We start from the raw sequence: 23,825 nt of genomic DNA on the forward strand, positions 1-23,825 counted from the left end.
ACCATTAAATCTTGATCTACACGCTATAACCGGTATATTAGATATTAACGCCTATAACCGGTAGAAGATGATGATCATAATTAATGCCTATCAACTCAGTGTGCATCTAAAAGATGTCCGATTAACAAAAAAACTGTCTCAAAGTAAAGTCGCCCAAAAAGTAGGGATCCGACAAGATACCGTGTCCAATTTTGAACTTAATCCTAATTCCACCAAACTAGAAACCTTTTTCAAACTGCTCTCCGCACTAAATTTAGAGATGGAAATTCATCCTAAAGATGCTAAAAATAATTTAGCACACAAAAGTGAATGGAAAGAGGAGTGGTAAATGGCGAGTCTTGATGTATATATGAATGAATACTATGTGGGCATCTTTACTAAAAAAAGCTCAGGTGCGCATTCATTCCAATATACTGAAGATTGGGTTAATCAACCAGGAAGTCGTCCCATCTCTCTTTCGATGCCATTACAGCTTCAAGAATATCAAGGAGACTGTGTCTATAATTTCTTTGATAATCTGTTACCTGATAATACTGAAATTAGAAATCGTATTGTGAGTCGCTATAATGCGAACTCAAATCAACCCTTTGACCTATTAGCGGCTATCGGTGCAGATACTGTTGGTGCATTAAGGTTACTTCCTAGTGGCAGTACGCCTGCGGATATCAAAAAAATAGAATATCAAAAACTCAATGATATTGAGCTTGAAAAAATTCTACTAGGATATAAATCCAATACTCCACTCGGTATGCTTAAAGAATATACTGATTTCAGAATTTCCATCGCTGGAGCACAAGAAAAAACAGCATTACTTTTAAAAGATAATCATTGGTGTGTGCCACATAATAACACACCAACTACCCATATTATTAAACTGCCAATTGGTGTTATTGAAAGTCATTCTTATACAATGGATTTATCCAATAGTGTAGAAAATGAGTATCTTTGTACCTTAATTGCCAAAGAATTTGATCTTCCCGTCCCCCACTGCTCTATTATTAAAACAAAAAATGTTAAAGCGCTTGCTGTAGAACGTTTTGATAGAAAATATTCATCTGATAAATCGTGGATAATACGTTTACCTCAAGAAGATTTTTGCCAAATTTTAAATATACCTTCTGCGCTAAAATATGAAAATGAAGGAGGGCCTGGCATTATCGATATTATGAAATATTTACTTGGCTCATCAAATGCCGATCAAGATCGTTTTCATTTTATGAAGGCACAAGTGCTATTTTGGCTTTTGGCTGCAACGGATGGACACGCAAAGAATTTTTCTGTTTTTATCAACCAAGAAGGACGTTTCCATCTCACTCCCCTTTATGACATTATGTCCATCTATCCCAATTTCGGAGGACGAGGACTTAATCCACGAGATGCAAAACTTGCTATGGGATTAAAAGCAAGCCGAGGCAAAAAATACGCAATAGAACAAATTTTTCCTCGTCATTTCTACCAAACAGCTGAAGCTGTCGGTTTCGATCCTTCATTAATGAGCGATATTCTTCGTTATTTTTATCAAGAAATGGGCGATGTCATACAACGCGTAAAACAGCAATTACCCGAGGATTTCCCTTCTGAGATTAGCAATACAATATTAGATGGAATGAAAGCACGCGCTGTTAGATTAGCTAACATTTAGCCATTTACCTGCTATAGCGTGTAAATATTACTTTACCGGTTATAGCAGGTAAAAATTACATATATACGATATAAAGTTAGGTAATGCTTTTTTCAAAAAGAGTGTCATAAATTAATTATTTTTATTTCTTATATTATTTATATACTCGATTTTAATTAACCTATTAATAATATATATCAAACAACATACTTGGTTATTTTTTATTTAACTACAAATCTAATAAAGCAATCGTTTACTTTATCTTTTTATTTTTCAATAGATAAATAGATTTCAGATAGCAAAAAAATTGTTATTTAAATGATGATGTTTAATGATCTAAATATAGTAAATCAACTAATGACAATGCTAAACTTCACCTTTAGTTAACAGGGTAAATATCCCTACTACTTTTAAGAGTCTATCGTGAGAACGCTTTATTTTACTGCGCTGACAACAGGCATTCTTTCTGCCATTTGGGCATTTGTTGCTAGCCAATTTGACTTATTAAGTTGGGCTGGTTTTTTAGGTTGCACGGCTTATTTCGCCTACCCTAAAGAAGGTTTTAAAGGCTTAGTCGTGACGATTGCGACTATTATGAGTGGTGTTATTTGGGCATTAGCGATTATTTATGGTAGCCAACTGTTTAATGATAGTGCGGTTTTTGGCTACGCCGTCACCGGTGTAATTGCCTTTGTAATGTGTGTACAAGCTAAAAGCACATTACTGGCTTATATTCCGGGTACTTTTATTGGCGCATGTACTATTTTTGCCGCACAAGGTGATTTAACACAAACTATCCTTTCACTCATTCTCGGTATTTTATTTGGTTACTCGATGAAAATGAGCGGACTGTGGATCGCGAATAAATCACAGAAGAAAGCCATTTAATCAATTTACCTCACCATAAAAAAGCGGTAACTCTATAGGTTTTATTTCTAGAGCGCCGCTTTCTCTTTTTCACTACTTTCTCCAATGTTTCTCACAGTCCACTAATAAACTTTGCAATTGTAGTTTATGGCTATTTAGGTCAAAAAGGGGGCTAACCCATAAAAATGTAACAAGGAGTATCGCAATGACAACAACACAATCTACTGATTACAATATTATTGTCATGTCAGATCCACAACCTTGGCGTCTAGATCTGGATAATAATGACCCCAATAATGATCAATCCCGTTGGGAAACCACCGTAAAAAGCGTTAGAGACAGTATTCAAGCATTACACCGTGAAAAATCTTTTGCTTTTGGCATTATAAATGGTGACTTAACAGAATTTGGCCGTCGCTCCCAACGTGAGAGTTTTCGTGCACTGTTTGCCCCTTCACCTTTAGGATTTAATACCTATGTTGGACTTGGTAATCACGACTATCAAAACAATGTGGGGGACTGTGCAGAGCCGAGTAATGCCGATTACAGTATGAATGCCTGTGCAAGGGGCATGGTTTTTGATATGCACTACCGTATTGAAGAATATCGTAATTATGCGACTTCAGGTAATTTTAGATACGATAGTAGCGAATATTCAGGTAGTAAGGCTTACTCTTGGGAATATGGTGATATTCATTTTGTGCAATTACAAAACTATCCCACTTATCATGTGGTGCTCGATCACTGGTCAGCTTCAACTATTAATGTCACAGATTCTATTGATTGGTTAGAAAAAGATTTAATTCAGGCGCGAAATAGCAATAAAACCATCATATTAAACTTCCATGATGGAAACCAACACTTCCCAGAAAAATCATCTCAAGAAGAGCTGACCTTCTTTAAATATATGCTAGAACATTACGGGGTAAAGGCGGTATTTGTTGGGCATACCCATTATGTTGGTCAAGATAACCGTTATGGTGGCAGTGAGATCTTCGGCGATGTCCCAGTTTATAATAGTGGTGCGCTATTTAAAGGAGATTATTTAGCCGTAGAAATCCGTGGTACTGAACTATCTATCACTGTTTATAACGGCTTATCAGGTACACCTCAATTAATAGAAAAATGGAATTAAATAATACTACGTCAGAGAAGGAGTCTCTTTTATGCATTTAAATCCGTTAAAAATATCAATAAGCCCTTCGTCACTCCCCTGCACTCAACCTTTAACCTGCATTGAATATGAGGACTTAAAGGATGGGATGTTAGATATGATTAATCGCAACAGTAATATATTACCCACTGTTGTGGATGAATTTAATCAACAAGATCCGCTTAATGCGCCTATTATGGTGGGTGAAGTGGTCGTGGGTCATATCATTGGTCTAATACCCGTTGTTGGGGGGGTACTTTCAAAAATTACTTCCGCACTTTTTGGCCTCATGAATAAAAATATGAAAGATAGCTCTTTAGCTGAGCAAATTATTGCCCATGTCTCTCGTATTATTGATGCTAAAATCACTGATAACAATATAAAAATCATTAAACTCACCACAGAAGGTATTAGCGACGTTTATCAATTATTTTCAGATTCTCTCGCTCGTTACCTTGACCCCAATGTGCATTATTCAGAAACACAACTACGAGATTTACGGGAACAAGTTCTTAACCGTTTTGATGATGTGATTTCGACAATTATTGCTCAACAACCATTAGTATTAAATTTAGCACAATCAGCAGGATTGCCCTTTTATTGCCACTGTTGCGCACTTTTTGTCGCCGCCCATTGCGATATATTAACCAATAAAGAAAAACTTGCTCTGGAAGAGGATTATTTCAAAAATAATCTAAAAACATTAAGAAACAGCATTGATAAATTTAACGCCAATATTCATAAAGCGATTTATCAGCAGACCTCCCAAGTTTTTAAAGATGATTATAATAAATGTAATACTTTTTTAGTGGGTATCTATACTTCTGGTTTATCTTTCTATCAAACTTGGGTTAAACGTAGTTTTGAAATTGAATTTACAACCCCCTTTGCTCGTTGGAATAGCTTAGAGCTTTATGGAAATGACTATAGCCATGATCCAAAAATCAGTTATTACAAGACTTACGTTGAGATGGGAAAAGATATATTACATAGAACATCCATGCTACAAAGTATTGAATCCTACTCTCATATTGATGCAGTGATCCGTTTAAAACAGAACTACTTAACACCTGAAAAAGAGGTAGATAGTTTTCAATATGAAGGCTGTAATGGCGTGGCAGGAGATAGCCATGATGTTATAAAAAACGACACATTTTTTACCCCAGACAGTCAGAAAGCCTATCTGTCACCAACGCAAATTTTACCCTCCGTTCGCTATATTTCTGACACACCTTGGGGAGGGTTAAAATATATGGTACTTGATGATGTTAACAATAATAGTTTTACTATCGGTCAAGGTAATCGAGATAATAAATCGTATCTTAATATTCCTGGCTACTGCTTTAATGGCGTAAATCTTTATTTAAGTCGTCACAATGGAAAAAGCTGTCAAGCTGACTCTGGAGCTTGGTTAACCGAATCTGCACCTATATTTCGTTTTTATGATGGTTATGCATCCTTACCCCTTGACACTAAAAATCATTTACCCACAGCAAAAAAGAGCTATGAACTCGATTTAAATCATGGATTTATGACTCAATTAAGCAAAGCTCAATATGGCTATAGTGATATGTTAGTGGGGAAAAATTGTATTTTATTAAATCACGATGCCTATTTTTGCTTACCATCAGAAGAGCCGATTGGCAAAGTGGGTTTATCACAAAAAATCACCTTGTTATTACAGTGTGCAATTACGCAGGAACAATCGTTAGCCATAGTGGCAAGAACGGGCGATGCGACCCAAGGCACTATTATTGGTTCTGCTGAATTTAAGCTCACCACAGATCAAGATAATATTATTTATAAAATAACCCCATTACTTAATCATCCTATTTCCGATAATAAAAGTTATTTTTATACTTATCAAATTGATTTATCTTGTATTTTTAGTCAAGAAGATCAAAAAAATCTCTATTTTCATCTCTATTTCTTTGAGCCTAATACCTTGTTGGCTGATATGACTGTTTTATTCTAATGTTTTATTTCCATAAAATACCTAAGTGTAATATTGACTTAGGTATTTTTTATTCAATTTAATTGAAATTTTAACGAGATAGTTAAAGGATCAGATAAGTTATTAGGTTTCGGGCCAATTGGTTTTACCCGTTTTACCGCGGCAAGTGCTGCATTATCAAGAGATGCCACCCCTGAGGTCTGCTCAAGTACAACGGATGAAATATAGCCTTCATTGGTTAATGAAAAACGCACAACAACCAGCCCTTCATCTTGCATACGACGAGCTTGCGCAGGATAGCGCTTATGACGCTCAATTTCTCGGCGCAATAAACTGATATAATGATTTTCAGACTCTCCCTGTCCAATACCATGTTCACTTAATGCACGACTGCTCCCTGCCAATGAACTCGCGGTATGCTGTGTTAAGTTTTCTGCTGATGGTTGTGATGTACTTTGAACTATGTTGTGATTTGTTAAATCACGTGGTTTTATAGGTACTGTTTTGTCTACTACTGGCTGTTTTTTTACCTGTTTTATCGCTTTAGGTGTTATTGGGGTCGGTTGTTGTTGACGCTTTTTTGCGGGTTGTTTGGGCGCTTCAATCAATTCACCGTTCTCACTTCTTGGTAGTGCAATAGGTGGTTGTTGTGACTCGATCTTTATTCTCGGTTCAATCATGGTAGTAGATTGTTTAGGTGGCGAAAACATCACCTGATAGACCGATAATGTATTTTGCTGTTGCTGATCAATATGATGCGCACTTTCTGTCATAGACCATGAATTAAGTACCCAACTCAATAAACTGATATAAACTAATGATATCGCAATGAGCCAATAATAAATATTAAGTGGCTGTCTGACAGAAAGTGCCAACATAAATAAAACTCCTATTTTATCCTTGTATTAAAATTGGGCTGTTACACCTAATCGCAAACTTCTTCCTGGTGCCGGCATACCAGAACGGGTCAGCGGATCAATGTAATATTCATTTAATAAATTACTTCCTGTTATTTCAAAAGATAAATTGGGGCTATATTGATAGGTTGCATAAGCATCAATAGTAAATACTTTTGCCCAACGCATCGGATTATTATTTATGCCAAAATAGCTATTAGGTAAATTTTCTTTAAGCCATTTCTCATCTTTATTTTCAACTTCTGATGAATAGAGCCAGCGACTACCTAATTCTAATTTATCATTTAGCCAGCGCGTGCCTAAATGTAGGTTAACTGAGTATTTAGGCTGCATTGAGGTGCGCAAAAATCCGCCAGGGTATCCCCCTGTCATACAGTTTTTAATACCCGATAATCCTGATGCATCAAGCTCATAAAAAGCATTTTCATCACAGACTTTATTTTTATGGCTATACACTAATGCGGTATCAAAGAAAATAAATCCATTATCAAACCGGGCTTGTAACTCTACACCTTCTAATATTTGTTTTTCTAACTGTCTAATTTGCCAATTAGCATCTCTATCAAATACATTTTCAATGTTCGTTTTAAAGTAATTAATTTTAATATCAGCGTGGCGCTCTATATTCAACCAATGCGTAAAATCAACAACCACACCAAACTCACTGCTTTTGGCACGCTCTGGCTTTAACTTAAAGCCATAATAGCGAGCTTTAGAGCCTGAAAAACCACTGGTATCTTCAAATAAGTTAGGTAAACGCAATTGCTCAGTATAACGGCCATAAAAACGCACCATATCGTTGGCATAAAGGGTGGCAGAGATTAAAGGGGAAAATGCGCCATGCTGATAGCTAGGCTCCAGTGCGTAGGGATCTTGAATATCTTCTGATAGAGAAAATGCCTGAGGATTAATAACATCTTTTTCAAAGCGATAGACTAACTCCCCCGTCACTGGATGAGGGACTTTTTCCTCCATATCAAGAAAACCATTAAGTAAAATATTCTTACTCTTAAGTAGTACGCCATTTTCATCAAATAACCAAAGGCTAAACTCTCTTTTCATCGGGATGGCTTTAGCGTTTTTTATTTGCATCTTTCCATGGTTATTACGAAGAAAATCTTCATGCTCCATATCATGCTGTATTCTCTGAAGATATGGCCTAGCAACCTGCTCCTTGATTTCCTCTAGCAAAGCGCCACCTTCAGGGTAAACTAAAACCGCTTGTTGAAAGTCTCTAATTTTTTTACTCAGCTCAGCAGAACTTCGGTAATTTTTTAACTCGTCAGGTAAAGTATCGACATCAATTTTGTTAACCGCGCGATAGAGTAAATACTCTTCTGGCGTTAATACTCGTCGATAAGAGATCAGATAACCGCGGATAGGGGCTGTTTTCTCGTAATTTTTAACCCTATTCTTCCGTTTATTATTTAAAAAGGTATCCGTCAGATGATAGTAATGATATTTACCGCCAATATTCATCACAAACCAGGGTAATGGTTTCCAATCTGTGGCTAACGCTAAATTGACTTCATGACGTTGCCCTGCTCGCCCCTCGGTCACGAAATCAAAACCCATGGGAAGTTCAAGCTCATGACTATCTAATTTTTCCAATTGATATTGACCGGAAAAAGAAATAGAAAACTGAGGTGATAATTTAAATAACGATGAAAAATCAACACCATAACGATTATTATCTTGATATAGAGAAGCTGTATCTAAAAAGCCTGTATCAATAGAGGGATCCCACCTTGTATTTCTGCTAGCTCTAAAATCAACCATTTTAGGCTCTCTTGGTTTTCCTCCCCGAGTATTAGTATGTCCTAACGTTAAATTACCCCATAAACGCAGTAATAAATCTGTTTTTTTATCTTCTGGTTTATATTGATAGGTTAATGTGCCTGCTTGTTGTGTAATATTTGCCAAAGGCCATTGATTAACTAAATTTTCTTGATAACGAACCCAACTTAATCGTGATGGCATAATATCGCCAAATAATAAATCGGTGTATCGATAATTAATGGAGAAACGATGCGTTTGTTGTGGAAATAGAGTTCCTTTTACTAAAAAAGAGCGGTTACGATTAGATGTATTTGGTACTTCATTACCAGGTCGATAAATATGAGCAATAAAAGGTAAATAAGGCTCAAAATGTCTTTTCCCGTCCATTATATAAACAGAATTAAGCAATTGCTCATCTACTTTACTATACTCTTCTACATTTCTCTTTCCTGCAAAATAATTACCTTTTTCACGTATTGCATATGCAAAAAGTAAATTAAATTTTTCTTTCTCAAATCCTACACCTAAGCGAAATGAATAATCTTGAAAGTTTTCTATTTTACTTTTTTTAGGTGTTATTTCTAATGCAGGATCGATAATATAAGCATTTTGTTGATAGAATTTTGGATAATAACGGTACTCTTCAATCATATTAGTATAAATATCTTTATAGCCTGTGGCATTATTACTAATATCACCTTTAAAATTAATACCAAAAGACTCACCAATGGGCACAATATCACGTATATCTAATGTTTTAATGGCAACCCCTCCGCCAATCCCTGTTTTTATATTAGGATTAAGTGAAGGACCTTTTTCTATATAGATACTGCTTATCAAATTTGAATCAATATAGTTACGATTAGATGCACCGCTATAACCACGATAAACCGTAATCGCCTGCTCAGTACCATCCACAGTAACGGGGATACGCCCTTGGCCTTGAATACCACGAATATTCGGATCCAATGCTCCTCCATTACGGGCTTCACCACTATAAACACCTATCGCGCTTTTAAATAAATCTGCAGGCGATACCCCTTGATAACGTTCAATAAGGGCTTTACCTAAATAAATATTAGCCACATCCTTTTCATAGACTTGAGCATAACCTTGTTGATCTTTTTCTAAATTATCTGCAACCTGAATTTGTCCAAGATCGGTTGTATTATCCTTCGTCTTGGAATAACTATTGAGAGAAAATAAGGAGAGTGAAACCATCATGGAGACTAACGTACGTTTGTGAAAAAGCACTACATGCATTGTGTTACCTACTTAATTAATAAAGAAGTCATGCATTAAATTAATTAAAATTGTTTTTCTAATTTAAATAAGACTTCATGCTGCTGATATTGATATAACCAATCCACATTGCTTAATCTACGGGTATAACTTAATTCTATTGCTGGATAAAACCCCCAGATAATAGGTGCTTTATTTTTAATAGTTGTTGTAAAAACAAAGCCATTATCTTCTCTTTTCTTATTTAATAATGGATTATAATTATTAAAACTTTTAAATTGATATTGTAAAGAAAGAGAAACTTGCCAATTTTTTGGTAATAAGTAATAAACACCCGTTTTTATATCATATTGCTGATAATTTAATAAAGTATTTTTTTTACGACTACTATAATAGTTTAATTGATTAACTAATTGAACATTCTCTGCTAATGTATAGTAATAGCTAATAGCATATATCTGCTTATGATTATTTAAGTTTATTAATTCTTTATTATATTTCTTTATATAATAATTTATAGATAAATTAATAGAATGATATTTATTAATGGAGAAAAATAGCCCGGTATATACCCCAATAGATTGATACTCAAACGCCTTTTTAGGTAATTTTATTTCATAATAAGGAGATAAGGTCCACCGATAATCCTTTTTTTGGTACTGATAACTTAATTGAGTATATAAATGTGTAAAATTAGCTTGTTTATATGCAAAATAATCACGGTAGCGTGCTGAAAAATAGCCTGATAGGGTATTATTAGCGTAAATAAAAGTGGGCTGATAGAAAGAAAAAAGATGACTAACCCCCATCGATGCTATAGGTTGAGCGCCTTTTCTGGTCATGATGACTTGCGTTGATTGCGAAACAATTTGCTCATCAAGATAAGGTGCATGATTAATATTATCATCATAAAAAAAACTGATTTGATAAAAACGCCTAGCTTTAAAATAATCGTTAAGCTGTTTCTGATAATAGATAATTGCTTGATTAATGGTAGGTGATAATCCCGATAAACGACTTAATTGATTTAGCTGGTATTGTGCTTTTTTATATTCTCCTTGAGAAAAGTAGAGCTGAATTAGGCCAGTTTGTGCCGGAATAAAATCTGCTTGCTGCTTAAGTTGCTGCTGATAATAAAATTCAGCTTGTAAGAAATTACCATTCTTCTGTGCTAATAGTGCTTGAGCATAATAGACTAATAAAGTTTCGTGTAATGGTAATTGCTGATAATTAACTAGTAGTTTTTCCGCTTGATACCACTGCTGTTGCTGTAAATGATGATACAGTTGTTGACCTAATTGAGCGACCTTCTCTTTATTAAGTGACTCTTGATTAGGTTGTGTTGCCGCCCCCTGTGACGAATGAAATAAGATATTAATAATAAATAATGACTTTATTAGCCTTTGATAATAACGCATGGTTTATCCTTATAATAACAATAGATCTATTCCTTACAATCCGTTTTTTAAGGCAAAAAAAAACAGATAACCGTATATTTGATTATCTGTTGCTAAAAACTAGCTTAATGACCACTAATACCACGTATGTAAAAGGACTAAATTGTTTTTAAGCTCCGAACTTAAAACCTAACGTTAAGAGGCTTCTGCACTATCTGTTACGCTATCTGTTGCAGTATCTACTTCAGCACTATTTTTGCTTCCCCCAAAACCAATATCTTTAGTATGATCGGTGTGGAAGACGACAATACCTGCCAATGTTTCAGCATTTTCACCAAAGAACGCCCCTTCAACAATACCGGATGTGGTATCTTCTTTTGCATCTGCAGAGAAAGTTACTTGGTTATTTGCGGTATAAATATTGCCACGTTCTAACTCGACAGTACGTAGGTTATTAGCCAGTGAGCCACCAATTGTCTTTTGTGAAAAATCAACATCAAAAGTACCAGACAGTAAATTATCACCACTATATTGACTGATACCTGTTACGGTATAAGTTGCACTGTCTGTCGGTAGCGTACTAGTAACCTCTTTACCTACATAATAAGACTGATGAGTGATATCTGTAACAGAGGCTGTTTTTGCCCAAGTACCAAAATAGACATTGGCATCAGTCACCTGTGAAAAATGAAATACCCCCATATTACTATGGCTAGCTGGTGTATTTTCATTGGGTTGTATTGTATAAACACCATGGCTATCCGCCCCACCACTCATATTATTTGGTGTTAATGACGCAAAACCAATTTTTTTCCCTCCATATAGATTAGAAATACCGACACCCGGCTCCCCACCTGCTGATTGATGAGGGCCACGAGTCACGGGATCACTCGCCCCCACACTCATGGTGGTTAAAGGGCCACTTTGATTAGAATGGATTTCTGCTTGTGCCATACTTATGCTAGATAAAACAAATAGAGTACCCGTAAAAATGTTTATTTTTGTCATAATAACTTCCTTATTATTTATTACATAAGATCATAATTTATTATCACTAATAAATTATCCATGAGAGAGATATTTTAATTCTCTCTTTCTTACTCAATATTAAAACAAGGCAAGTACCTTTCTTGAGTTGACTGCCCTTTGATATTAAACATTCTTATTTTATTGTAAATAGATCTTTTAAAGCACGCTAATTCCCATTAAATACATTTAACAAAACAAAAATCATTTAACTTAATGTTTTAAATTATTTTTTATCATAAAGCTTAAATAAAACCTTTATAAACTTATGTTTATTTTTTGTGAGAGTGATCTCAGTTGATTATTCCTATTTATTTTAAAACTAATTAATATTTAATAGAGACTAAAATTTGAAATATAATATTTATATTAAAAGAAATAAAGAAAGCTAATTGTTTATTTAATATCAATTTTTTCAGTAATTATTTTAATAAAAAGATCACGTTCTTTATTTTTAATATTACTATTCCAAATTACACCAATTTTCCATTGTGTGTATAACCCAGATAGAGGTAACAATGTGACTCTTTGTTTATCACAAATTAATTGCGCGCTTTTAGGCACTAATGCTATCCCTAATCCAGCCGCGACTAGCGCTAATTGGGTCTGAATATCTTGAGATTGCTGTAATAAACGCGGTGCTAGTTTATGCTGTTGTAAAAAAGCATGTATCTGCTGATACAGTTTTTTCCCTTTTTCTGGAGCAAGTAAAATAAGCCCTAATGAGTCGAAATAATGTAATGGGTTATAATCTGCCTCCAACACCGTAATATGTTGTGTTGCAATAGCTAACATCAGTTGCTCTTGTGTCAACGCTATCCCTTGTAAAGGGGGCATAACGGGTAAACGAGAAAAAGCCACATCAAGTTCACCCATTAATAATTTTTCTTCCATTTTATGAGAAGACATATCATCAATATTGACGCTAATATTTGGCTCAATTTGATTAAATCTCGCCAATAGTGAAGTAATAAAACTTAATGATGACAGACCGAATCCCGCATAAAGTGAGACTTTTTGTGGCTCAACTAATTGACGAGCTTGTTTTTCTAAAATATGGGATTCCCGTAATACCACTTGAGCTTGATTGAGTAAATATTGTCCTTCTTGCGTGAGCTTTGCACCATGGCGACCACGCTCAAACAACACGATATCCAGTTGTGATTCCAACGTTTTAATCTGTTTAGTTAATGCAGGTTGGCTAATACAAAGCTGTTTGGAAGCTTCACCAAAGTGCCCTGTATCAGCTAACACCACAAAAGCATTTAATAAACGTGTATCCATTATTTATCATCAAACCTATATTAGTTTCTTTTATTATTCTAACATAAAATAAATTAGTAAAATTAATATTAGGTGTTAATCTTTTGTCTGATAAATAATTATGCTCTTTTTATAATTATCTCTATTAGTCCTTGTTACCAAAACGAACGGAAATCGGATCTTGTTCATTACCTTGTCGAGTGGTGAGGATCTGATATAGCTCTGGTCTTCTGCCCGTTAACCAGCGTCTCCCTGTTGATTCAGGCAAAAGCGTTAAATCAATATCCGTGACGACCATATCGTCTTCTATCGCACAGCTTTCTTTTACAATACGTCCATAAGGATCGATAACCATCGCATTACCCGTTCTCACCTCTTCTTCATCACGCCCAACCCCATTACTGAAGATGATAAACATACCATTATCGTGAGCTCTAGCAGGTAACCAGCGCATTAGCCATCCTTTGCCATGTTCACCTTGAAAAGCAGCTTGTAACGCTTGTGGATCTTGCTGACGATTTTCCCACAACGCCATTGGAATAGGTTTCATGCTGTGTGGACTACGAGAGTGGGTTCCGCCAGTTTGATGAGGAGCCAATAAAATATCTGCCCCTAATAACGCCGTCGCCCGTGCGTTCTCAACTAAATTATTATCCCAGCAAATTAAAATACCCATTTTAATCCCCCATGGGGTATCAAATACGGTGTATTGATCTCCGCTACAAATAACCGGATGTTCAAATGCATGCAATTTACGATGTTTTTGTAATGAACCATCAGGCATACAAACAACCCAAGTATTATACAAATTATTATTGTTATCCCGTTCAATTAATCCAACACCAATAGCCATTGCATACTGTTGTGCTTTTTGTTTAATGGATTTTAATGATGCGCTATCAGCCAGTTTTTCACTTAATGCATAAACCTGTTGCGCCGGTAATTTAGGGACATGCCAGTATCCCGTGATACACATTTCAGGAAATACTAGAAGATTCACTTTTTCACTGGCAGCCATCTCAATAAACTGATGTATTTTGGCTAAATTATAATCTTTATCATTAGCCTTATGTTGTAGTTGTACGCTTGCAACACGTAATGTCGTTAATGGGTTCATAAACGGTTACCTCTACACTGTCTTATTTATCACCTTTATTATCTTAAACTTTTTTTTTGTCCAAAATATAATCAATTATTTTCTGTTTTTAATAACCTTTTGGAATGGAAAGGGATAAGCATCAGAAATGGCACGCTGTTATAGCGTTATTTTACGGAATAACCCCCTAGTTTTCTGGCATCATAATAGTAATAAAAAGGAGTATTTATGTTGGCTAGAGCCTTGTTTATCCCTCTTTCATTCCCTTTACTCGCCTTATCTTGCTATTGTTGGGCAGGAAATGGTCTGGTGGATAGAACATGGACAGCTTCAGGAATGGATAGCTATAGTTATCGCCAAGCGCTAAGGCAACCAACGGTTGGCTCACGTTATACTCTTTTTAATATTACACCCGATATGCCAACGCCAGGTGGCACGAGTCCTGTTGGTACTAAAGGAATTCGCTATATTGCGATGAAATATGGCCCTTATGGGCAACCTGAACACTATAAAACCTACCAAGTGATGTTCTCTCACTATTCCACCACCACCACACGTAAAGTTCGTTATTTAGGTGAGTTATATACCGTTGTAGGTGATATTTATTTAATCGATCCTGCTGCTACCACCAATGAATGGCAACGCGGTCGTAGCCAAATAGTTGAAGAGTATTATGAGATTTTAGATACACATGGAAATAGGACAGGCAAAGGATTGCGTTTTAACCGCTGGGATAGACCTATAAATATAACAAATTGGTCTACATATTAATATATATTTAATTTCTCATCTTTTTATTAATTCTCTCTTAATGTCAATATTGCTTTCTCTTCTATAATAGTTTTTTTATTCTATAAAGCTTATCTAGAAAGCCATTGATTCTATATAAAAAAATGATAATACAACAAAGAATATATCTGTATTCTTTTGTATTTTTGTTTTCTATAAATACATAAAAACATTAAGGCTAAATTAATAAAAAATTAATTTCTCCTAAGGCAAAATTATATAAATAAAAATTTATATTTATCTTACTTAAATATTTAAAATAAACAGTTGCATATGAAAATTTTAGAATATTATTTCAAACAATTACGCACGCTCGCACAGCCAGATCGTGTTTATCTAAAAAATAAATTTATTCGTAACTTAGGTTATCAACCTAATTTTCGCCACCCCATGTCATTGAATGAAAAAATCAATGCACGTATGTTATTTGATAGAGATCCTATCTATACACGCTTAGCAGATAAAATCAGTGTCAGGGAGTATGTAAAAGAAAAGATAGGCGAAAAATATCTGGTCAAAATCCTTAATACTTATCGCCATCCAAATGAAATCGAACTTAATACACTACCTAACCGTTTCGTATTAAAATGTAATCATGACAGTGGCAGTACTATTATTTGCCTTGATAAATCTCAATTTGATTTGGAGATGGCAAAAAAGAAACTTAATTTTCATTTAAAGAGAAATCTCTACCACGTTACTCGTGAATGGCATTATAAAAATATTAGTGCGCAAATTATCTGTGAAGAGTATATCGACCTTTTTGATACTCAATGTCCGATGATCCCAACCACATGCCGTATCCACTGTTTTCATGGTCAGCCTCATTATGCGGAAATTGATATTTCGGATACAAAGGGATGCGAGTATATCAATGTTTATGATACACAATGGCAATTACAGCCTTTTACTTTAGAAGATCCCAATACCCCAGAATATATTGAAAAACCGCTACAATTTGACAATATGCTCACATTAGCCAACAAATTAGCTAACGGTTTTGCCTATTGTCGGGTCGATTTTTTAATGTCAGAAACCACACTACTGTTTAGTGAAATGACCTTTACCCCCAATGCAGGGCGCATTCCCATTAAACCAAAAGAGTGGGACTATAAATTAGGTGAACTATGGACACCTATTGCTTCTTAACAAAAGGTATATGTATATCATGAATATATTTATCACCGATTTTTACCATCGCAACGATTTGTTAGATAAAGCAGAAGCCATGATAGCCAACCATTGGCCTGCTTTTATGATGGGAACTTCTGTTGATGATAGCTATTGGGAACGCTTATATGATGTGCCTTTTTCCCATTACCAATTTATGGCGGTATTAAAAACGCAAACAGAAGAAAAGGTTATCGGTGTAATTAACTCCATTGCGTTACCTTGGCAAACCAACTCTCTCAACGATTTACCGGATGAAGGTTGGGATCGTGTTTTTCAGCTAGGCATGGAGGCTGAAGAACAACAATTACCTTGCCATCTTATTTCTGCTTTGTCGGTTACTATCGATCATCATTATCGGGGGAAAGGTATTGCTCAACGCTTAATTAATACCTTAAAGGAGCATGCAAAAAAACAAGGTTACCTCGGTGTTGCTGTACCTGTACGCCCTACATTAAAACATTGTTATCCATTGCACTCTTTTGCTGAATATTGCCAATGGAAAAACGATAATAATGAGCCTTTTGATCCTTGGATACGTACACATTGGCGCTTAGGTGCCACCACGATCAAAATTGCCCCACAGTCTATGAAAATTGAAGCACCGACAGAAAAATGGCAACAATGGACTTCATTACGATTTCCTGTCAGTGGTGACTACACCATTCCTATGGGGCTGGCACCGTTAAATATCGATATTCAACGTCAATATGGTGTCTATCTGGAACCCAACCTTTGGATGTTTCACCGCATACGTTAATCAGTGAGTCGTTGTGGATGAGTAAAAACAGTTGCTCTTCCACGGCGACAAAAACCCACCAGCGTCAAATTATATTGATTCGCCACTTCAACGGCGAGTGAGGTAGCAGCGGAAACCGCAAATAAAATTTCGGCACCACACATTGCTGATTTTTGCACCATTTCATAACTTGCACGACTTGATACTAATATTGCACCCTCTGTCCACTTTTGTTGTGTTTTTAAGCCAATCAACTTATCAAGAGCTACATGGCGCCCGACATCTTCGCAACCACCTTGTAATTGCCCCTCAGGAGATAGCCAAGCTGCGGCATGAGTACATCCTGTTAGCTCGCCAATTTCCTGTACGGTTTTTAGTTGCTCGAGTGCGTTATCAAGCAAAGAGAGTGAAAATGTTTGTGTAAAAGGTAATGGGGCTATAGGGCGAAAAATTTCTGCTAATTGTTCTGTACCACAAATACCGCATCCGGTGCGCCCCGCCATACTACGACGTCGCTCTTTTAATTGCATAAAGCGCCGACTTGATAATTCAATTTGTACTTCTGTGCCACCATGGCAACTTTCAACGATTTCAATACTGCGAATTTCGTTAGAAGATCCTATAATGCCTTCAGATAAGGAAAATCCGACAGCAAATAACTCTAAATTTTTAGGGCTTGCCATCATAACAACGTGAGATATTCCGTTGTACACTAATGCAACTGGAACTTCGAGTGCAATATAATCCTGCTCTGCTTGGTTAAGGGAGCCTTTGTGTTGCACAGTTGTTTGATCTATGCCAACAATTACACGTTTAGTTAACAAGTTTGTCGATTTTGTTTCATCCATAAGATGAATTCCTAATTTTATTAATACATAATAACAATACGGGTAAAACGATTTTACACTACCTATCAGGCAATGAACCTGATCCTATTAAGGATAATAGGAATAAAAAAACAATCAGCTCCTGTTTTCGTGAAGAAAATCAGAGTCAGTAAAAGCAATGTATGATGAGGAGAGACCCCATGCAGGTCAGCAGAAGACAGTTCTTTAAGATCTGTGCTGGCGGTATGGCAGGTACTACAGCGGCTGCCTTAGGTTTTGCACCCGCTGTTGCGTTAGCAGGCTCACGTCAGTATAAATTACTGCGTGCCCGTGAAACTCGCAATACCTGTACGTACTGTTCTGTCGGTTGTGGACTATTAATGTATAGTCTGGGCGATGGCGCGAAAAACGCAAAAGAAACCATATTCCATATTGAAGGTGATCCTGACCACCCAGTAAACCGTGGTGCACTTTGTCCTAAAGGTGCTGGTCTCGTTGATTTTATCCATAGTAAAGGCCGTTTACAATATCCTGAATATCGTGCTCCCGGCTCAGATAAATGGGTAAAACTTTCATGGGAAGAGACCTTTGATCGTATCGCACGCTTAATGAAAAAAGATCGCGATGCCAACTTCGAAAAATTCAATAAAGAAGGTGTTGAAGTAAACCGTTGGTTATCAACGGGGATGCTTTGTGCCTCCGCAGCAAGTAACGAAACAGGCTTTTTGACCCAGAAATTCTCAAGAGCACTTGGGATGCTGGCTGTCGACAACCAAGCGCGTGTCTGACACGGACCAACGGTAGCAAGTCTTGCTCCAACATTTGGTCGCGGTGCGATGACCAACCACTGGGTTGATATGAAAAATGCCAACCTTATCGTCGTTATGGGCGGTAATGCGGCTGAAGCACACCCTGTCGGTTTCCGCTGGGCAATGGAAGCTAAAATCCATAATAAAGCCAAGTTAATTGTGATTGATCCTCGCTTCACACGTACTGCGTCTGTTGCGGATTTCTATACGCCTATTCGTTCAGGTACAGATATCACCTTCTTATCGGGGGTTATCTTATATCTGCTCGAAAATAAAAAATATCAAAAAGAGTACGTTGAGGCTTATACCAATGCCAGCTTGATTGTGCGCGAAGATTACCATTTTGATGATGGTCTCTTTAGTGGTTACGATCCTGAAAAACGTCAATATGATAAAACCACTTGGAATTACGAGATGGATGAAAATGGTTTCGCTAAACGCGACACCACGCTTCAACATCCTCGTTGTGTCTGGAATCTATTAAAAGAACACGTTAGTCGCTACACACCTGATGTGGTCACTCAGATTTGCGGTACACCAAAAGAAGATTTCTTAAAAGTCTGTGAATATATTGCTGAAACAGCAGCGAAAGATAAAACAGCCTCTTTCCTGTATGCATTAGGCTGGACTCAACACACTGTTGGTGCACAAAACATTCGTACTATGGCGATGATCCAATTACTGTTAGGTAATATGGGTATGGCAGGTGGCGGTGTTAATGCTCTACGTGGTCACTCTAATATTCAAGGCTTAACAGATCTTGGTCTGTTATCACAAAGCTTACCAGGTTACCTAACCTTGCCTTCTGAAAAGCAAACATCGTTAGAAACCTATTTAGCAGCCAATACGCCAAAACCGACCGTCCAAGGGCAGGTTAACTACTGGGGTAACTATCCTAAATTCTTCGTCAGTATGATGAAGACATTTTATGGTGATCATGCTCAACGTGATAACGATTGGGGATTCTCACTATTACCTAAATGGGATAAACCTTACGACGTTCTACAATATTTCGAAATGATGGATAAAGGTGAAGTCAATGGCTATATCTGCCAAGGCTTTAACCCTGTAGCTTCATTCCCGAATAAGAACAAAGTGATCCGCTCATTATCAAAACTGAAATTCCTTATCACCATGGATCCGTTAAATACAGAAACATCTTGTTTCTGGCAAAACCACGGTGAAGAGAATGATGTGAAAACAGCAGATATCCAAACTGAAGTTTTCCGTCTACCTACGACTTGTTTTGCTGAAGAGAACGGCTCTATTGTTAACTCAGGACGCTGGTTACAATGGCACTGGAAAGGTGCTGATGCCCCAGGAATTGCACTGCCTGATGGTGAAATTCTCTCAGGTATTTTCCATCGTTTACGCCAACTTTATAAAGAAGAAGGTGGCGCAATGCCTGAGCAGGTGTTGAATATGACTTGGGATTACTTTGATCCTAATAATCCAACATCTGAAGAAGTGGCTCAAGAGAGCAATGGTAAAGCCCTTGTCGACTTAAAAGACGCTGATGGCAATATCATTTTGAAGAAAGGTCAGCAACTAAGCTCATTTGCTCAGTTACGTGATGATGGTACAACGGCAAGTGGCTGTTGGATCTTCGCGGGTAGCTGGACAGAAAAAGGCAACCAAATGGCTAACCGTGATAACTCAGACCCATCAGGTTTGGGTAACACATTAGGTTGGGCGTGGGCATGGCCTTTAAACCGTCGCATTATTTACAACCGTGCATCAGCAGATCCACAAGGTCAACCATGGGATCCAAAACGCAAGTTAATCGAATGGGATGGTAGCAAATGGACAGGTATTGATGTACCTGACTATAGCAATGCCGCACCAGGCTCTGATGTTGGTCCATTTATTATGCAACCTGAAGGTATGGGGCGTTTATTCGCTATCGACAAGATGGCAGAAGGTCCATTCCCTGAACACTATGAGCCAATTGAAACCCCATTAGGTACCAACCCACTGCATCCAAATGTTGTTTCAAACCCAGCAGCACGTGTGTTTAAAGATGACTGGGAAGAGATGGGTAAAGCAGAAGAGTTCCCATATGTAGGTACGACTTACCGTCTGACTGAGCATTTCCACTTCTGGACAAAACATGCGCTGTTAAATGCCATTATTCAGCCTCAACAATTTATCGAAATCGGTGAACGGTTAGCGGCAGAAAAAGGTATTTCTCAAGGTGACACCGTTAAAGTCAGTTCCAAACGTGGTTACATTAAAGCAAAAGCTGTAGTGACCAAACGTATTAGAACACTTGATGTTGATGGTCGCAAAGTGGATACCATTGGTATTCCGATCCACTGGGGTTTTGAAGGGGTTGCGGTTAAAGGCTTTATTGCTAATACCCTAACGCCATTCGTCGGTGATGCAAATACACAAACGCCAGAATTTAAAGCGTTCCTTGTTAATGTGGAAAAGGTGTAAGGAGATAAATTATGTCACTGCAATCACAAGACATTATTCGTCGCTCTGCCACCAATTCCCTTACTCCCGCACCACAAGTGCGGGATTACAAGGAAGAAGTGGCAAAACTTATCGACGTTACCACCTGTATTGGTTGTAAAGCCTGTCAGGTTGCTTGTTCTGAATGGAACGATATCCGCGATAAAATTGGTACTAACGTCGGTGTTTATGACAACCCAACGGACTTAACGGCTAAATCATGGACAGTGATGCGTTTCTCTGAAGTTGAAGAGAATGGCAAATTGGAATGGTTGATCCGTAAAGATGGTTGTATGCATTGTGCTGATCCGGGCTGTTTAAAAGCATGTCCTGCAGAAGGCGCTATCATTCAATATGCTAACGGTATTGTGGACTTCCAATCTGAGCACTGTATCGGATGTGGTTACTGTATTGCTGGTTGTCCTTTTAACGTACCGCGTATTAATGAAGAAGATAACCGTGCTTATAAATGCACCTTGTGTGTAGACCGTGTTGAAGTGGGTCAAGAGCCGGCTTGTGTTAAAACCTGTCCGACTGGTGCTATCCATTTTGGCTCAAAAGAGTCGATGATTAATCTTGCCAATGAACGTGTTACAGAGTTACAAACTCGTGGCTATGACAACGCTGGACTCTACGATCCACAAGGCGTTGGTGGCACACACGTTATGTACGTGCTTCATCACGCGGATAAACCCAACCTGTACCATGGTTTACCAGAAAACCCAGAAATTAGCTCAACGGTTAAATTCTGGAAAGGTATTTGGAAACCATTAGCGGCGGTTGGTTTTGCTGCTACATTTGCAGGTGCTATCTTCCACTACTTAGGTGTTGGCCCTAACCGCACCACCGAAGAAGATGAAGAAGCGGCACAAAAAGAGATGGAAGCATCTTCTAAAACACAGACCTCTGTGAATAAGGAGGAGCAAAAATGATGAAGAAGAAAGGTGATAAAATTCTTCGCCATACCGCATCAGAGCGAATTAATCACTGGGTTGTTGTGATTGTATTTCTATTCACAGCCATCAGTGGTTTGGGTTTCTTCTTCCCATCTCTGAACTGGTTTATGAACATTTTAGGTACGCCTCAACTGTCACGTTTACTTCACCCATTTGTGGGGAGTGCGATGGCGATTTTGTTTATCTTTATGTTCTTCAGATACCTGAAGTACAACTTTATTGATAAAGATGACTTAGTTTGGGCTAAAAATATTCATAAAGTGCTAAAAAATGAAGAAGCGGGTGATATTGGTCACTATAACTTAGGTCAGAAAGGCATTTACTGGGCATTATCTATCAGTTTGATCCTGCTGACGGTCAGTGGCATCATCATCTGGCGTCCTTATTTTGCTGAATATTTCTCCATTCCGGTGATTCGTATTGCATTGCTGGTGCACTCATTTGCCGCAATCTTACTGATTATTACCGTTATCGTTCACGCTTATGCAGCGTTTTGGGTGAAAGGCTCAATTCGTAGCATGGTTGAAGGTTGGGTGACTCGCGGTTGGGCGAAAAAACACCATCCTCGCTGGTATCGTGAAGTACTGGAAGAAGAGAAAAAAGAAGCCGAAAAGCAGTCACAGAAATAATGCACTAACGCTAATTTGCTGAACAAACGGAGGCTGACTGTTGCCTCCGTTTTTATTTTATTTACCCGATCATCTTCAAGCGTAAATAAACAAGAAATTGACTATATCCTTACCTGCTGTCATGGCTTCAAGTAAAATTTTGCATTATTCTGATGCCAATATTTGTAGGTAATACACTATGAAGGAAGATAGAACGTTATGAGTATTCGCATCGTTCCTAAAGAGCAATTAGGTAAAGAGCCATCAGAAAAAAGCATCAGCTTTATTCCACCGGTGTTATTCCCTAATTTAAAAAACCTCTACCAACGTCGTGCTGAACGTTTTCAAGCATTAGCCAAAGACAATCCTTTCGCTGATTATCTTGAATTTGCTGCCGAAATTGCCTTAGCACAAGAAAAAGCATTACATGATAACCCGCTTGAATTAGATTTAACTCCGTTACTTTCTCAACAAACGGGTATAGCGCCGTTAGATAAAAAGACCTTTAAGCGTAGTAAGCATTGGCATGCATTACTCGCCTCAATCATTGCGGAATTACAATCCGTTGTACCTGAAAGTGCTAAAATTGCCTTAGAAAATCTCTCTAAAGCCTCTGAAACCGAATTAGAAGAGATGGCAACAGCACTATTAAACGATGAATACTCAAAAGTTTCCGCTGATAAATCAGTATTTATTTGGGCGGCATTATCACTTTACTGGGCGCAACTGGCGGCAAACATTCCCGGTAAAGCGAAAACAGAATATGGCGAAAATCGCCAATTTTGCCCCGTTTGTAACAGTATGCCTGTATCGAGTATGGTACAAATTGGCACCACTCAAGGACTGCGTTATTTACACTGTAATTTATGTGAAACCGAATGGCACGTGGTACGTATAAAATGTACTAATTGTGAACTAACGGGCAAATTAAATTACTGGTCTCTTGATAGTGAAAATGCGCCAGTCAAAGCAGAAAGCTGTGGCGATTGTGGTAGTTATTTAAAAATTTTATACCAAGAAAAAGATGCTAACGTCGATGCTGTAGCTGACGATTTAGCCTCCCTTATTCTTGATGCAAAAATGGAAGAAGAAGGTTTTGCACGCAGTAGTATTAACCCCCTTCTATTCCCCAATGAATAATAATTAGGTATTAAC

At 37.3% G+C, this 23,825-nt stretch carries 19 protein-coding genes; 12 read left to right on the plus strand and 7 right to left on the minus strand.

Annotated features, from left to right (window positions below; translation table 11 throughout):
* The first annotated feature begins 70 nt into the window (after positions 1-70).
* The 5 genes from HMPREF0693_RS15580 (at position 71) to HMPREF0693_RS15600 (ending at position 5,616) form a co-directional block, all read left to right on the plus strand.
* Positions 71-328: a helix-turn-helix domain-containing protein gene (locus HMPREF0693_RS15580; RefSeq protein WP_004249771.1), complete on the plus strand. Its 258-nt coding sequence runs from the start codon at positions 71-73 to the stop codon at positions 326-328.
* On the plus strand, positions 329-1,642 hold the full coding sequence (locus HMPREF0693_RS15585) for a type II toxin-antitoxin system HipA family toxin (protein ID WP_004246515.1): 1,314 nt from the start codon (positions 329-331) through the stop codon (positions 1,640-1,642).
* Between the two features lie 402 nt (positions 1,643-2,044).
* Complete coding sequence (locus HMPREF0693_RS15590; protein WP_004246516.1) at positions 2,045-2,509, plus strand: DUF1097 domain-containing protein; 465 nt, start codon at positions 2,045-2,047, stop codon at positions 2,507-2,509.
* Between the two features lie 184 nt (positions 2,510-2,693).
* A complete protein-coding gene (locus HMPREF0693_RS15595; RefSeq protein WP_004246518.1) occupies positions 2,694-3,623 on the plus strand; it encodes a metallophosphoesterase in 930 nt (309 codons plus the stop codon).
* Positions 3,624-3,759: 136 nt separating this feature from the next.
* Positions 3,760-5,616 carry an insecticidal delta-endotoxin Cry8Ea1 family protein gene (locus HMPREF0693_RS15600; protein ID WP_235046430.1) on the plus strand — a complete coding sequence of 619 codons (1,857 nt, stop codon included), beginning with the start codon at positions 3,760-3,762 and terminating at the stop codon, positions 5,614-5,616.
* A 53-nt stretch (positions 5,617-5,669) separates the two neighbouring features.
* Here HMPREF0693_RS15600 and HMPREF0693_RS15605 read toward each other — a convergent pair whose 3' ends face one another.
* From HMPREF0693_RS15605 to HMPREF0693_RS15630, 6 genes are all read right to left on the minus strand, one after another.
* Complete coding sequence (locus HMPREF0693_RS15605; protein WP_004246520.1) at positions 5,670-6,473, minus strand: energy transducer TonB family protein; 804 nt, start codon at positions 6,471-6,473, stop codon at positions 5,670-5,672.
* 27 nt (positions 6,474-6,500) lie between these two features.
* Positions 6,501-9,554 carry a TonB-dependent receptor domain-containing protein gene (locus HMPREF0693_RS15610; RefSeq protein WP_004246521.1) on the minus strand — a complete coding sequence of 1,018 codons (3,054 nt, stop codon included), beginning with the start codon at positions 9,552-9,554 and terminating at the stop codon, positions 6,501-6,503.
* Between the two features lie 44 nt (positions 9,555-9,598).
* Positions 9,599-10,951 (minus strand): surface lipoprotein assembly modifier, encoded by a 1,353-nt coding sequence (locus tag HMPREF0693_RS15615; RefSeq protein WP_004246522.1) that lies wholly within the window; start codon positions 10,949-10,951, stop codon positions 9,599-9,601.
* Positions 10,952-11,125: 174 nt separating this feature from the next.
* Positions 11,126-11,938, minus strand: a complete 813-nt coding sequence (locus HMPREF0693_RS15620) for a Slam-dependent surface lipoprotein (protein WP_004246523.1) — start codon at positions 11,936-11,938, stop codon at positions 11,126-11,128.
* Between the two features lie 414 nt (positions 11,939-12,352).
* Positions 12,353-13,240 carry a LysR family transcriptional regulator gene (locus HMPREF0693_RS15625; protein WP_004246524.1) on the minus strand — a complete coding sequence of 296 codons (888 nt, stop codon included), beginning with the start codon at positions 13,238-13,240 and terminating at the stop codon, positions 12,353-12,355.
* Between the two features lie 124 nt (positions 13,241-13,364).
* Positions 13,365-14,336, minus strand: coding sequence for a nitrilase family protein (locus HMPREF0693_RS15630; RefSeq protein WP_004246525.1), 972 nt, complete (start codon positions 14,334-14,336; stop codon positions 13,365-13,367).
* Between the two features lie 207 nt (positions 14,337-14,543).
* On the opposite strand from HMPREF0693_RS15630, the gene umoA reads away from it, so the two are divergent.
* The 3 genes from umoA (at position 14,544) to HMPREF0693_RS15645 (ending at position 17,034) form a co-directional block, all read left to right on the plus strand.
* Positions 14,544-15,086, plus strand: coding sequence for a flagellar biogenesis regulator UmoA (gene umoA / locus HMPREF0693_RS15635; RefSeq protein WP_004246526.1), 543 nt, complete (start codon positions 14,544-14,546; stop codon positions 15,084-15,086).
* 291 nt (positions 15,087-15,377) lie between these two features.
* The gene (locus HMPREF0693_RS15640; RefSeq protein WP_004246527.1) at positions 15,378-16,253 is read left to right on the plus strand and encodes an ATP-grasp fold amidoligase family protein; all 876 of its coding nucleotides are present in this window, start codon (positions 15,378-15,380) and stop codon (positions 16,251-16,253) included.
* 19 nt (positions 16,254-16,272) lie between these two features.
* Positions 16,273-17,034 carry a GNAT family N-acetyltransferase gene (locus tag HMPREF0693_RS15645; RefSeq protein ID WP_036919413.1) on the plus strand — a complete coding sequence of 254 codons (762 nt, stop codon included), beginning with the start codon at positions 16,273-16,275 and terminating at the stop codon, positions 17,032-17,034.
* Here HMPREF0693_RS15645 and fdhD read toward each other — a convergent pair.
* Complete coding sequence (gene fdhD / locus HMPREF0693_RS15650) at positions 17,031-17,861, minus strand: formate dehydrogenase accessory sulfurtransferase FdhD (protein ID WP_004246534.1); 831 nt, start codon at positions 17,859-17,861, stop codon at positions 17,031-17,033. The two genes, HMPREF0693_RS15645 and fdhD, sit on opposite strands and share 4 nt — an antisense overlap.
* 179 nt (positions 17,862-18,040) lie before the next feature.
* Here fdhD and fdnG point away from each other — a divergent pair, with 179 nt between their 5' ends.
* The 4 genes from fdnG (at position 18,041) to fdhE (ending at position 23,810) form a co-directional block, all read left to right on the plus strand.
* Positions 18,041-21,088, plus strand: coding sequence for a formate dehydrogenase-N subunit alpha (fdnG, locus tag HMPREF0693_RS15660; RefSeq protein ID WP_080633831.1), 3,048 nt, complete (start codon positions 18,041-18,043; stop codon positions 21,086-21,088).
* 11 nt (positions 21,089-21,099) lie between these two features.
* Positions 21,100-22,038, plus strand: coding sequence for a formate dehydrogenase subunit beta (fdxH, locus tag HMPREF0693_RS15665; protein ID WP_004246537.1), 939 nt, complete (start codon positions 21,100-21,102; stop codon positions 22,036-22,038).
* On the plus strand, positions 22,035-22,691 hold the full coding sequence (gene fdoI, locus HMPREF0693_RS15670; protein ID WP_004246538.1) for a formate dehydrogenase cytochrome b556 subunit: 657 nt from the start codon (positions 22,035-22,037) through the stop codon (positions 22,689-22,691). Before fdxH ends, fdoI begins: the two co-directional genes overlap by 4 nt.
* A gap of 198 nt (positions 22,692-22,889) precedes the next feature.
* The gene (gene fdhE / locus HMPREF0693_RS15675; protein ID WP_004246539.1) at positions 22,890-23,810 is read left to right on the plus strand and encodes a formate dehydrogenase accessory protein FdhE; all 921 of its coding nucleotides are present in this window, start codon (positions 22,890-22,892) and stop codon (positions 23,808-23,810) included.
* Positions 23,811-23,825: the final 15 nt, after the last annotated feature.

The sequence above is a fragment of the Proteus mirabilis ATCC 29906 genome (assembly GCF_000160755.1).
Classification (GTDB): domain Bacteria; phylum Pseudomonadota; class Gammaproteobacteria; order Enterobacterales; family Enterobacteriaceae; genus Proteus; species Proteus mirabilis.

What these genes read in the sequence shown, in the direction of transcription:
- fdhD (WP_004246534.1), bottom strand. Translation starts at nt 17,861, where the DNA reads ATGGATGAAACAAAATCGACAAACTTGTTAACTAAACGTGTAATTGTT.
- HMPREF0693_RS15605 (WP_004246520.1), bottom strand. Translation starts at nt 6,473, where the DNA reads ATGTTGGCACTTTCTGTCAGACAGCCACTTAATATTTATTATTGGCTC.
- fdhE (WP_004246539.1), top strand. Translation starts at nt 22,890, where the DNA reads ATGAGTATTCGCATCGTTCCTAAAGAGCAATTAGGTAAAGAGCCATCA.
- HMPREF0693_RS15595 (WP_004246518.1), top strand. Translation starts at nt 2,694, where the DNA reads ATGACAACAACACAATCTACTGATTACAATATTATTGTCATGTCAGAT.
- HMPREF0693_RS15630 (WP_004246525.1), bottom strand. Translation starts at nt 14,336, where the DNA reads ATGAACCCATTAACGACATTACGTGTTGCAAGCGTACAACTACAACAT.
- HMPREF0693_RS15585 (WP_004246515.1), top strand. Translation starts at nt 329, where the DNA reads ATGGCGAGTCTTGATGTATATATGAATGAATACTATGTGGGCATCTTT.
- HMPREF0693_RS15645 (WP_036919413.1), top strand. Translation starts at nt 16,273, where the DNA reads ATGAATATATTTATCACCGATTTTTACCATCGCAACGATTTGTTAGAT.
- HMPREF0693_RS15640 (WP_004246527.1), top strand. Translation starts at nt 15,378, where the DNA reads ATGAAAATTTTAGAATATTATTTCAAACAATTACGCACGCTCGCACAG.
- HMPREF0693_RS15600 (WP_235046430.1), top strand. Translation starts at nt 3,760, where the DNA reads ATGATTAATCGCAACAGTAATATATTACCCACTGTTGTGGATGAATTT.
- umoA (WP_004246526.1), top strand. Translation starts at nt 14,544, where the DNA reads ATGTTGGCTAGAGCCTTGTTTATCCCTCTTTCATTCCCTTTACTCGCC.
- HMPREF0693_RS15620 (WP_004246523.1), bottom strand. Translation starts at nt 11,938, where the DNA reads ATGACAAAAATAAACATTTTTACGGGTACTCTATTTGTTTTATCTAGC.
- fdoI (WP_004246538.1), top strand. Translation starts at nt 22,035, where the DNA reads ATGATGAAGAAGAAAGGTGATAAAATTCTTCGCCATACCGCATCAGAG.
- HMPREF0693_RS15580 (WP_004249771.1), top strand. Translation starts at nt 71, where the DNA reads ATGATCATAATTAATGCCTATCAACTCAGTGTGCATCTAAAAGATGTC.
- fdxH (WP_004246537.1), top strand. Translation starts at nt 21,100, where the DNA reads ATGTCACTGCAATCACAAGACATTATTCGTCGCTCTGCCACCAATTCC.
- HMPREF0693_RS15615 (WP_004246522.1), bottom strand. Translation starts at nt 10,951, where the DNA reads ATGCGTTATTATCAAAGGCTAATAAAGTCATTATTTATTATTAATATC.
- HMPREF0693_RS15610 (WP_004246521.1), bottom strand. Translation starts at nt 9,554, where the DNA reads ATGCATGTAGTGCTTTTTCACAAACGTACGTTAGTCTCCATGATGGTT.
- HMPREF0693_RS15625 (WP_004246524.1), bottom strand. Translation starts at nt 13,240, where the DNA reads ATGGATACACGTTTATTAAATGCTTTTGTGGTGTTAGCTGATACAGGG.